Source organism: Microcoleus sp. PH2017_09_SFU_O_A, assembly GCF_020738625.1.
In the GTDB taxonomy this organism is placed as follows: domain Bacteria; phylum Cyanobacteriota; class Cyanobacteriia; order Cyanobacteriales; family Microcoleaceae; genus Microcoleus.
Window position 1 is genome coordinate 1 of sequence record NZ_JAEQCF010000128.1, and the last position, 10,994, is coordinate 10,994.

The following is a 10,994-nucleotide window of genomic DNA, read 5'->3' on the forward strand; positions in this document are numbered from 1 at the left end:
TTGAGGGACGGCTCCTTTGCTCTCTCTATCAATAGTGAGAGTATTGCTATCGCGTATGCCCTGTTTGTCCAGGGTTGTGCAGCGTAACACCGTCAGCTCCTGTTAATTTCTCTAAATTCCAGTTGCCGCCCAGTAGTGCGCTGCCCGTCAAATCTGTTGAAGCTGCAATATCAGCACCAGTTAAATAGCCTATTTTGTTTACGAAGTTTTCGCCTAATTCGCCAGCCGCCACATCGCAGCCGTAAATCAGAATATCGGCATTAGTAGTAAGTAAGTAAGTGAGTTTCCCCACTGTTGCAACTGTTCGCTATAGGTATTTAGTGTCTCAGAGTTGAGTCTTGTTGCACCCAATTGCAAGTTTCCAGAACCCCCGTGAGAAACAATATGAACGCTTTTAATATCACTCCGGCTGGCTAAAACTTCGCTAATTTGTTCTACTCCATCCCGCGCTGAATCTAAGATAAATACTTCTGTTCCCGGTCTGGCTCCGCTGGCGAGACTCTGATAATTATCTACATTTCCATCTATAAATAGTAGTTCTTTTTTTGGTTTTACTTGTGGAATTAAGTTTATGGCATTTACATAGCTAGCAACAGTAATTTCCGAAAAATTAGAACCATTATTTTGATCGCTTGTCTCAAGAATATTCATTGTCTTTGATGGCGGATGTATTGTTTTTTATATTTAACCTACCCCTTTCTTTGGTAAGAACCTTCAGTATATTCCACATACTTTTGAATTGCATCAATTGATAATATATATGCAATTTAAAAAACAAAAAGAGCAACTATTGCGTAAAACCATTATTCTGCAATGGTTTTGCCGCAAGTTAGTTACCCTTTAACACAAAGATATTTTTTAGAGTACCCACAAAAGACTCAAGAATTTCAGGATGTGTTTATTACAAGCCTTTGGGTTTTTGCACTATTTGAAATTAAGTTAGCAAGCTATCTAAAACCTGATGGGATTTAAAACTTTTACTAATTTAATTATCAAATTGTTGTCTTTGATACAATTTTGTCAGATTTACCTTGCTAAGTCATTGGCCATTATGCTTATCTATTTTTTCACTCGTAAGCCATTTATCGGCAGTAGATTTACTTACATCAAATTTCAATAATGGTTCGATACTTATAGCGATCGCCAAAACGCTGAAAACTTTATTAATTGCTGAAACGTTTGTTTTTATTGGTTAGTGGTTATTGCTTCTTGCCTGTTTCTTCTTACTTCTGCTACGGATACTTATGTGTTTTCCCCTACGTATTTCTGTGATGACTCCACTTTATTTGCATCTAGAAGCCGATCGACTCCTGTGCGATCGTACTTTTGATCCAAATTCTGTCTTTGCCTTCGTGGCTGCGGAAGTTAGTAAAACCTATAGCGGATCTAGCTCTCATATTCGCGGACGTTGTTGGGAAGAGAGCCCTATACGTTTAAGCGGTTCTATAAGTTGTCAGTCATACCCCACCTTTTTGAGAAAGGCTATATATCGTATATAACTATTTATTCATTTAGTCGATATTGACGCTAAATTTAGTAACCAAGAGATAATTTCTCTGGCAAAATATGAGAGGCCGCCAAAAATCTATGGCAACCCCCTTTTTTTCTGGCTTATCCTATAACGGTTCTCATAAAGATCGCGTATCACAAATTATGGTACGACGATATGATTGCGATCGCACACACGCCCGGAGATCGTCTTTACTTCCACAAATCTCAGAAAGTTTATAGGAACTATCAACAGCAATTACCAATTACCCAGGATTAGATATACTTCATCTTTCTCAAAAAGACGAAGTATGATTGTTATTGGAGTTTTTGGTGCGTCCGCAAGTTGAGTGTACCATCACCACAAGAGGGCTCTCTTCCCAACAACGTACCTTCTCAAAAAGACGAAGTATGATTGTTATTGGAGTTTTTGGTGCGTCCGCAAGTTGAGTGTATAGCGGTTATCACAAAGATGAGGTATGTTGTTGGGCTTCAGCCCTCTGAGTTTAGTGGTTATATAAGTTGTCAGTTATACCTCATCTTTTTGAGAAAGGCTATATCATCACCAAAAGAGGGCTCTCTTCCCAACAACGTACCTTCTCAAAAAGACGAAGTATGACTTTTATTGGAGTTTTTGGTGCGTCGGCAAGTTGAGTATACAATCACCAAAAGAGGGCTCTCTTCCCAACAACGTACCTTCTCAAAAAGACGAAGTATGACTTTTATTGGAGTTTTTGGTGCGTCCGCAAGTTGAGTGTACCATCACCACAAGAGGGCTCTCTTCCCAACAACGTACCTTACTCTTGGAGAGAAAGGCTATACAAACTTTAACGATCGTAAACTGGATTATCGGTAGGACTAATTAAACTCATTAATTTTTGCTTAATTTGAGAATCGAATACTTCCCATTTGTGCCTTGCATAATCGCTATTCTCATTTCCACCCGAAAGAAATCCTACCGGAATTTCAAAACCGCCCGCTTGACTTCTTCCACCGCCAAAAAAGCGTCCTTGAGCATCTTGACCGAAGGCTTCTTTAATAAATTCGTCGGGGTCTAGAGTCAGTTTATTCGTTCGCAGCGATCCGATTACTACTTCGATTTCTTCGTCTTTGTCGTGCACAATTGCGTAGACAACGGCTGTATGTACGTTCTCTTCTGTTACTAAAAAGTCCGCTGCTTGGGGAATGGAATCCCGATCGTCATAGCGGAGGTAGCCGATGCCCGCGATCGAGAAATTGTTCTGGACGATGCGGTGTTTGAGCGATCGCTCGATCGCATCCATCACCCATTTAGAACGAGACGACTGTAACACCGCATTCAGCAACTGCGGGTCATAAAATCGGCTCAAATAAGCCGCAGCTAAGAATTCCTCCTCCTGTGCTTGTCTGAGGGCATTGGTATCCGATCGCAAACCGTGCATCAAAGCCGTAGCACACTTGACGTGCTGGCTGACACTACCGTCAAAAGCCACCATTCCAGCCTGCAAATACTCGGTAAAAATCGTGGCTGTAGCGCGGATATCCGGACGCAAATCGGTAAATTCTGCGTTCATTTCCCCCTGCAAACTGTGGTGGTCGATTACTGCTGCGATCGGCACTCCTGCCCCTAAAATAAACTCAGTTAAGTTACAAGTCGTGCCTTGGTTGTCGATGAAAACGCAACCCTGATACGCCGACAAATCCTTCGTTTTTGTCGTTTCCAGCGTCCACCGCTGCAACGGTAACCCGGTCAATTTAACTAAGGCAATATTTTCTTGGTGGCTGAGGGCACCGGCGTAGATAATCTCGCATTGAATATCGTACTGTTCGGCGATTAATTTGTAAGCCCAAGCGCTCGAAAGTGCGTCAGGGTCGGGAAAATCTTGCAATAATATTAACTGGCGATCGCCTCTGTGCCGATCGAACATTTGGCGCAATTGCTCAACTTTGCGATCGGGTAATTCTCCGCGGAGACTGGCGCGATCGTCTTCCGAAGCAACTTCGGCTTTGCTGCGCCGTTTCCCAGGTGTACTCGCGGATGGTACAACCTCAGCTTCGTGGTTGTCAGATACTTCATCTGAATTGGTAGGCTGGTGGTCTTTCATTGTTAAAAATTCAAAATCTAATTTTTTCAGTATTTGCGCGCCAAAAGCAATTAACCCGGTTTCTTTCTAGATACCGCGCTGTCAAACCGAATATTTCCGAAGAGAAACCGGAGTTAAGAGTCTTTAACTATTTAACTTTTCAACTCAAAACTATTGGCCCGGCGCACTCATGGCCCCACGCCTACAACTCAAAACTTCCGCAAAAAACCCCCGCGCTTTCTTGCGACAGGGGGTTTCAAAGGCCGATTACATATTTTTGCCATTCTTGGTGCATACCACTCTTAACGTGTCTAGTCACTTCAAAATAAAGACCGCTGTGAGGTTTCCTGGGCGGATAGCGCAGCAGCATTCCCGCTTCTTTCGGGGTGCGACTGCCTTTATTGACATTGCAGCGCACGCACGCCGTAGCGAGGTTTTCCCAACTTTCGCCTCCCCCGCGCGATCGAGGAATCACGTGATCCAGGGTCAAATCGTCCCCGGTATAGCCACAGTATTGACAAGAGTGGGCGTCCCGGTGCAAGATGTTCCGGCGGGTAAGCGGAATATCCTTATAGGGAACTCGGACGTAATGCCGCAGTCGAATCACAGTTGGTAGCGGGAAGTTTGGCGCAATAAATTTCCCGTTATGTTCTACCTGTTCTGCTTTTCCTTTCAGCAACAAAACTACCGCTCTTCGCCAATTGGTGATGTTGAGCGGTTCGTAGGAGGCATTCAGCACCAGAACATTGCCCATTGTTGATTATTAAAGAGAAGATTTTTATTGATGCTAACACAGGTTTCAGTTTAGGGGGGCGGACTCAGGAAGGGCAAGGCTCAACAAAAAACGGCTAAAAACCTTACCTTTACCCTATACCTTCGCGCCTGATCCCCTGCGGCTGCACCTATTTTGTGCCACAACGTTTGTCAGCCAGGGATTTTCCGTGGGTTTTGGTCTGAATAATGGCAGTATGGGCGATCGTCTCCGTTGGCGTAGCCCCCGTAGGGGGCGGGCTTCGCTAACGGCAAAACTTTACAGAATAAATTTTATTTTTTTCCCTAAATGCCTAATCTTCCCGGCAAGCAGAAGTCTAACTTTTTAGAGTATTAGTAACCATAAATGAAAAAGCTTATTACCGCCCATGAAATTTCGGCTTTTAAAGTCAGCTTTTAGTGTGTCAATTATTGCCCTTGCAGCTCCGATTTTAGCAAACAGTCAGGCTTTTGCCCAAACTCCGTCATTTTTCTGTGGCGCTGCTGGTGGCCGCCCGGCCACAATTGCTGTCCAACAAGGCAAAAATATTCCCGTTATTCTATGGGTAGCTGATAACTATTTCAATGAATCAGGAGAAGACGCCATTACTCGCTGCACCCGAGTCTCGGGAATTCTCAACAACTCGCAACCCCAAGGAAGCTGGGACAATATTGTCACAGCAGGTGCATCTTCCAGCGGTCAACTAATTATTTGTGCAGCTAATCCTCAAGACGGTTCCTGTAGATTATTATATCAAGTCCCAAAAGGGCAAAATCCCGAACAAGCCAGACAAGAACTTTTAAGAAGAGTTAAAAATCCTAATGTAAGTGTTTCGCCTGTTAAGGTAAATTAAACTGTTGACAGTTGACAGTTGACAGTTGACAGTTGACAGTTGACAGTTGACAGTTGACAGTATTTGTAGGGTGCGTCGCCATTGCTTATCCCCAAAAAAGAGTGACAATCTCATAGCGACGCACCAAACACACCCTACAAACCAGGAGCATCTCAGTTTTGCATTTGTAGTGCTGTCCCCGCTCGCACTGAAAGAAAAAATGCTTTTTGCAAAAATGAGATGCTCCCTACAAACCCAGGTCAAAAAAGTCCATGGATAGGGAAACGACATTACCGCGTGCGTATTTTCCATGCTTTTATTACTACTTGCAGATAGTGGAAACCCTTCTCAAATACTCCGGTTTGCTGCTGAGAAAATCGCAGCTTTGCTTCAGCAATTCTTCCAACCCTTCAACCTGCCTCAACCAAACAGTACCATTGCTTCCCGCTACAGCAATTTGCTTCCCATCTCCACTCCAACCGACACTAACAACATTCTCCTCAAACGTAAATTGAGCAACCGGGCGCCCCGCTAAATTCCACAGCCGCACAGTCTTATCAATTCCCACAGTAGCCAGCCTTTCTCCGTCGGGACTAAAACTAATTAATTTCGCATCTAAATGCAAGGTTTCAAATTCACTAACTAATTCTTTGGCTGACAGATTCCACAGTCCGACTTTGCCATTTAATGTTACTGTAGCAAAGCGATACTGCTGTCGATCTGGACTGAAACTAATCCCAATTGCCTGCACCGGCAGCGTTTTTTCCAGTTGTCCCGACAAATCCCAAACTCGCACTGTAGATTTGCCGTCTAAAGTCGTCAAAAAATCGCCGCTGGGGCTAAAATTAACGCTTCTCACTAAACCATTGTGACCGGGAAGCTTCACGCTAGATGAGATTAATTTTGATGGTTTTGACAAGTTCCAAATTGCCGAACTGCTATCGATTCCTGCTGCCGCAAATAACTTTTCTTTCGGACTAAAACTAATACTGTTAACAGAGCCTTCAATTCCTTTCAACTGAGAAATATTTTTTCCTGACAAATTCCAGAACTTAACTGTGCTATCGCTTCCGGCAGTTGCTAAAAATTTACCATCTGGGCTAAAGCTTACCATATTCACTGACTGCTGTAAAGCTTTCCATTCAGCAATTTTCTGCCCGTAAAAGTTCCAAATTCTTACTCTATCGTCTATTCCTGCGGTTGCCAAAATTTTACCGTCAGGGCTGAAACAGATGCTGGTAACAGCACCTGTATGAGCTTGCCAATTCATCTTTCTTGGTGGAAGTGATGGTGCTTTAATCTGCTGTTTTTTGCTAATTTCGTCGAGAATAACTTGTAAGGCTAACAGCGGTCTAGTTGCCGGATATTGTTCGAGATGTTGTTTGTTTTCAACTAAGGTTCTTAATTTTTTACCAGAGGCGATCGCCCTTAGCAAAGCTTCCGATAAAGCTTCGCTGCTCTCGTTTTTTTGAGATACTGCCAACAGTAAAGCATCGCTGCCATTTTGTTCGATTTCAATACTTGCTTGTGCTAGTTTAAACCGCTGGTAAGCGAGAGTTGAAAAGCCGATCGCCCCAATCAACGATCCGGCCAGTACCGCTGAACCGATGCCGATCCACTGTTGGGCTTTTTGCTTGGCTGCGCCAGCTTCACTCAAAGCTGTTTCGGCATCGCGCGTCGCTTTTTGGGTTTCTAGTTTAGCTGCCAGCAGCAGTTGATTTTGGTCGCTCAAAATCAGTTTTTGGCTGGCTGTCAAAAATTGAAAGTCTTCGTTTCTCAAACTTTTGTCTGCCGCCCAAACTAATGCTGATTGCAAATCTTCGCCGCGCAACAGTTGGGAGTCATCTTGAGAGTTAGAATTCAGCCAGACTTTGATAGCTTCCGAGTAAGGTAAGAGTTTTTCTAAGTTTTTGGCGATTAAGTCTTTGTTAAAGACAGCTTGATAAATAGGATTAGAAATAGTTAATTTTTCCCGGCGCTTGACGATTAATCCGCTTAATCGCAATTCCATTTGTTCCGCACTACCATCGGGGACGATTTCAATTTGCTGTAAAATTTGCTGATACAATCCGAGTCTTCTGACAATCCGCTGGTTTTCTCGAAAAAGCCGATCGCGAATTGTGGACAAATGTTCGGGAACATCCTGAGATTCCCAATTCTCCACAATCTTCAAGCGCACTACTTTCTCAACCCACTCTCGCGGATTTTGAATGCGATCTTGCTCCCCCCCTTGACAAGGGGGGGCTGGGGGGGGTGCATTTTCAAATAAAAGTTTGCACAGCTTTTGACTCAAAAACGGTTGCCCGCCCGTCCAATACAAAACCTCTCTCAACACTTCAGCAGAGCGATCTGTCAGCTCTGCCAACCCGGCTGCTAGCGGTTGAGCTTCTGTTTCATCAAAACCAGTTAATTCGATCGCCCTACCGATATTAAAAGGCGTGTTGCTGGCAAGATTCTTGTCGCGGCACAAATCCGTCGGCGATGCTACGCCCAAGAGTGCCCAGGTTAGGCGATCGAACTCTGAGTTATTGGCGCGCTTGTTATAGCACGATCGAATTAGGGCTAGGAAATCATCGGCGGGAAAATCCAGGGCGAGAATGCTGTCGATTTCGTCGATAAAAATGACAATATTGGTGGAAATATTGGCTAACAGCACGGTTTCGATGAATTCGCTCAATCTTTGCACCGGAGTTAAAAAATTGCGATCGCGCCACCAAGTCCGCACGTTGACAATATCCGACAGATTAAAGTTATTTTCGAGAATGCGTAGCAACCCAGCATACCACTGTTCGGGAGTCACGCCGCGGTTGCCAATTTCCGAAATGTCGATCGCAGCACAAGCAATTCCCTCATTTCTCAGCCGCTGAATTGTCCGCACCTGCAAGCTAGATTTGCCCATTTGGCGCGAATTCAAAACATAGCAAAATTCCCCCGCCTTCAATCCGTTATAAAAGTCGTCATCTGCTTGGCGCTTCACATAATTCGGAGCGTTATTGGTGAGACTGCCGCCGACTTGATAGTAACTGGGTTTTGCGGTAAAATTCATATAATTCATTCGGCGGTTAAAACCGCTACTACACAAACAAAGTCCGCGCAACGCGAGACTGAAGAATTCAAGTAAAATTTTGGATGATATATTGTACCATAATATAGCATGAAAACAGATTGGATTGGATATCACCGCGACAAAGACAAGTTAAGAACTGAAATTTGGTCTTTGCTGAAAGATCAAGCCGCATCTGTTGGCGATCCGTTTGGTCATATTCCCAATTTTGTCGGCGCCGAGTTGGCGGCTGAAAAATTGGCGAGTTTACCAATTTGGCAACAGGCAAAAACGATTAAGTGCAATCCAGATTCGCCACAAATTCCGGTGCGGATGCGGGCTTTGCAAGACGGAAAACGCTTGTATATGGCAGTACCGCGCTTGACAGACGATCGCTGTTTTGTCGAGTTAACGGCAGAAGATTTGCACAAGCACAATATGCCACTAGCCGAAAGTGCGTTAGCGAAGCCCTCGAAGAGGATCGCCCGTAAAGCCCTCAGTTGCGGAAAATTGGTAAGCTTTGAAGAAATGGAGCCGATCGATTTAGCAATAGTCGGCTGCGTAGCGGTGGCGCGCAACGGGGGAAGAACCGGCAAAGGTGCAGGATTTGCTGATTTAGAATTGGCGATGTTGACAGAATTCGGGTTAGTAGAAATCGATACGCCGATTGTGACTACAGTGCATCCTTTGCAAATTGTAGAAGATTCGCGTTTGCCGATGCAGCCTCACGATTGGGCGCTGAATTGGATTGTGACTGCCCAGGAGGTAATTGAGACTAATACGAGTTATCCGCGTCCAACTGGGTTAAACTGGGATAGTTTGCGATCGGAACAGTTGGCACAAATTCCGATTTTGCGAAAATTAAGAGAAGAAAACTAGATAACGAGTTTCTTTGCTAAACTTGTCTACAGTTTACTATTGCAGAAAATATGAAAGTTATTTTGGGCGACATCACAAAACTCGAAGTTGATGCGATCGTGAATGCTGCAAATACCAGTTTACTTGGTGGTGGTGGAGTAGATGGAGCAATACACAGAGCAGCAGGATCGGAACTGTATGACGAATGCCGATTGCTGGGAGGATGTAAGACTGGAGATGCTAAACTAACTAAGGGATATAAATTGCCTGCACGCTTCGTCATCCACGCAGTAGGGCCAGTATGGCGGAAGGGTAATGATGGAGAACCAGAACTCTTAGCCGAGTGTTACCGTAAGTGTATGCAAATTGCCGCAGAACAACAGTTTGAGAGTTTGGCATTTCCTTGCATTAGCACCGGCATTTACAGCTTTCCTAAAGCTCTAGCAAGTGAGATTGCAGTGAAGGTATGCTGGGAATATATACAAAATAATGGTGGTTCTCAAAAAGTAATTTTTTGCTGTTTCGATCAAGAGAATTATGAAATCTACGAAAGGATTATATCTAAATACAACCCTAAAAAACCTCTCTAAAACTTCGTCTGATGCACCCTACAAGTTAAAACTCCTTATCATATAGAGGAGACGGCATTGCCGTGTCCCTACGTGATGAATTGTAGGGACAAAGGCCAAGCCGTCTCCTCCGTCTTCTCCGTTGATATCATTCCGATACAAACGGAATTGATATTATTTCATAATATATCTAATTTGTAGCCAAAATGCGCCAGATAATGAAAGCAGTAAGGCCTAGATAACCAAACACGGTTATCCAATCTAGCCAATTATCGGAAGTTATCAAAAAAATATCGTTCATGGGCTGTTTTAATCTAAAAAGATGTAGATTGTGATTTTTCGTTAGGTGGGGGCGGGTTTATGAGATTGTCGGTTTTAGGCAATTATTGTTGGTGAACCCGCCCCTTGTATCTTAAAAGAGTCAGGCGATCAAACCGTAGACCGCAGGCTATAGAACCGCAGACACGGTTGTAATCAAACCGCAGACACGGTTGTAATTGAATCGTAACACGAGTAAATATAAAGAAACCATTAAAGTTTCTTGCCTATAGGTACACGTGACAGTAAAAAGTGTTGTGATCGGACATCAGAAATTGGTGAAGTTGGCCCGCCCCGAGTGACTATCACAAGTCTGTTGCGTAGATAAGCTCCCATTACTGATGACAGGCGCACATAAAAAAACTGGACAGTATCTTAGGCGCTCGTTTTCACGGGACAGCCTGCATTCACAAGGTTAGTTAAATGCCTGTCAGGTTCTTTCATAGATCGGAGTAAATCGGGAGCAAACATGACACCAACATTTTTAGGCATAGATATCAGTAAAAAAGACTTTCATGTCTATTTGCTGAAAGAAGAGCGTGGCTCAAAACCCAAAAACTTCACTAATAATACCGAAGGATTTGAGAGCTTGAATAAGTGGCTCAAAAAACAAGGTGTTGAAGAACTTCATGCCTGCATGGAAGCCACGAGCATTTACGGAGATGCCCTAGCTGAATTTCTGTATGAAGCAGGCTACCAGGTGAGTGTGGTTAATCCGGCTCGGATTAAAGGGTTTGCTAAAAGCGAACTTTTACGTACCAAAACCGACTCTGTAGATGCAGCATTAATTGCTCGTTTTTGTGCGGCAATTAAACCATCACTTTGGAAGCCGACCCCTCCAGAAGTTAAGGATTTACAAGCTTTACTGCGACGACTAGAATCTTTGACCGAGATGTATCAACAGGAAGAGAATCGTTTAGAAACAGCTACGGAAACTGTAGCTAAACTTACGAGAGCTCATTTGGAATACATCAAAGAACAACAAGCCGAAATCAAAAAAATGATTAGCGATCATTTTGACCAACATCCGCATTTAAAACAGCAGCGCGAGCTGTTGACTTCGATTCCAGGT

Annotated in this window: 9 protein-coding genes; 4 read left to right on the forward strand and 5 right to left on the reverse strand. The window is 43.8% G+C overall.

Features of this window, described 5'->3' with window-relative positions; all coding sequences use genetic code 11:
• Positions 1–46: 46 nt before the first annotated feature.
• From JGK16_RS30715 to JGK16_RS30730, 4 genes are all read right to left on the reverse strand, one after another.
• Positions 47–292, reverse strand: a complete 246-nt coding sequence (locus tag JGK16_RS30715; RefSeq protein ID WP_293185655.1) for a DUF4347 domain-containing protein — start codon at positions 290–292, stop codon at positions 47–49.
• A complete protein-coding gene (locus JGK16_RS30720) occupies positions 247–651 on the reverse strand; it encodes a DUF4347 domain-containing protein (RefSeq protein WP_293193644.1) in 405 nt (134 codons plus the stop codon). The genes JGK16_RS30715 and JGK16_RS30720 overlap by 46 nt, the downstream gene beginning before the upstream one ends.
• Positions 652–2,315: 1,664 nt before the next feature.
• Positions 2,316–3,572, reverse strand: coding sequence for a bifunctional oligoribonuclease/PAP phosphatase NrnA (locus tag JGK16_RS30725; RefSeq protein WP_293185659.1), 1,257 nt, complete (start codon positions 3,570–3,572; stop codon positions 2,316–2,318).
• Between the two features lie 235 nt (positions 3,573–3,807).
• Positions 3,808–4,305 carry an HNH endonuclease gene (locus JGK16_RS30730; RefSeq protein ID WP_293148535.1) on the reverse strand — a complete coding sequence of 166 codons (498 nt, stop codon included), beginning with the start codon at positions 4,303–4,305 and terminating at the stop codon, positions 3,808–3,810.
• A gap of 385 nt (positions 4,306–4,690) precedes the next feature.
• Between JGK16_RS30730 and JGK16_RS30735 the strand changes: the two genes are divergently transcribed.
• Complete coding sequence (locus JGK16_RS30735) at positions 4,691–5,155, forward strand: COP23 domain-containing protein (protein WP_293185661.1); 465 nt, start codon at positions 4,691–4,693, stop codon at positions 5,153–5,155.
• A gap of 301 nt (positions 5,156–5,456) precedes the next feature.
• Here JGK16_RS30735 and JGK16_RS30740 read toward each other — a convergent pair whose 3' ends face one another.
• Positions 5,457–8,180: an AAA-like domain-containing protein gene (locus JGK16_RS30740; RefSeq protein ID WP_293185663.1), complete on the reverse strand. Its 2,724-nt coding sequence runs from the start codon at positions 8,178–8,180 to the stop codon at positions 5,457–5,459.
• A gap of 108 nt (positions 8,181–8,288) precedes the next feature.
• Here JGK16_RS30740 and JGK16_RS30745 point away from each other — a divergent pair, with 108 nt between their 5' ends.
• The 3 genes from JGK16_RS30745 to JGK16_RS30755 all read left to right on the forward strand — a co-directional run.
• The gene (locus tag JGK16_RS30745) at positions 8,289–9,056 is read left to right on the forward strand and encodes a 5-formyltetrahydrofolate cyclo-ligase (protein ID WP_293185665.1); all 768 of its coding nucleotides are present in this window, start codon (positions 8,289–8,291) and stop codon (positions 9,054–9,056) included.
• Between the two features lie 50 nt (positions 9,057–9,106).
• Positions 9,107–9,625 carry an O-acetyl-ADP-ribose deacetylase gene (locus JGK16_RS30750; protein ID WP_293185667.1) on the forward strand — a complete coding sequence of 173 codons (519 nt, stop codon included), beginning with the start codon at positions 9,107–9,109 and terminating at the stop codon, positions 9,623–9,625.
• A 766-nt stretch (positions 9,626–10,391) separates the two neighbouring features.
• The coding region (locus JGK16_RS30755) for a transposase (RefSeq protein ID WP_293193646.1) at positions 10,392–10,994 on the forward strand (603 nt) is incomplete at its 3' end.

What these genes read in the sequence shown, in the direction of transcription:
- JGK16_RS30750 (WP_293185667.1), top strand. Translation starts at nt 9,107, where the DNA reads ATGAAAGTTATTTTGGGCGACATCACAAAACTCGAAGTTGATGCGATC.
- JGK16_RS30735 (WP_293185661.1), top strand. Translation starts at nt 4,691, where the DNA reads ATGAAATTTCGGCTTTTAAAGTCAGCTTTTAGTGTGTCAATTATTGCC.
- JGK16_RS30745 (WP_293185665.1), top strand. Translation starts at nt 8,289, where the DNA reads ATGAAAACAGATTGGATTGGATATCACCGCGACAAAGACAAGTTAAGA.
- JGK16_RS30740 (WP_293185663.1), bottom strand. Translation starts at nt 8,180, where the DNA reads ATGAATTTTACCGCAAAACCCAGTTACTATCAAGTCGGCGGCAGTCTC.
- JGK16_RS30725 (WP_293185659.1), bottom strand. Translation starts at nt 3,572, where the DNA reads ATGAAAGACCACCAGCCTACCAATTCAGATGAAGTATCTGACAACCAC.
- JGK16_RS30720 (WP_293193644.1), bottom strand. Translation starts at nt 651, where the DNA reads ATGAATATTCTTGAGACAAGCGATCAAAATAATGGTTCTAATTTTTCG.
- JGK16_RS30730 (WP_293148535.1), bottom strand. Translation starts at nt 4,305, where the DNA reads ATGGGCAATGTTCTGGTGCTGAATGCCTCCTACGAACCGCTCAACATC.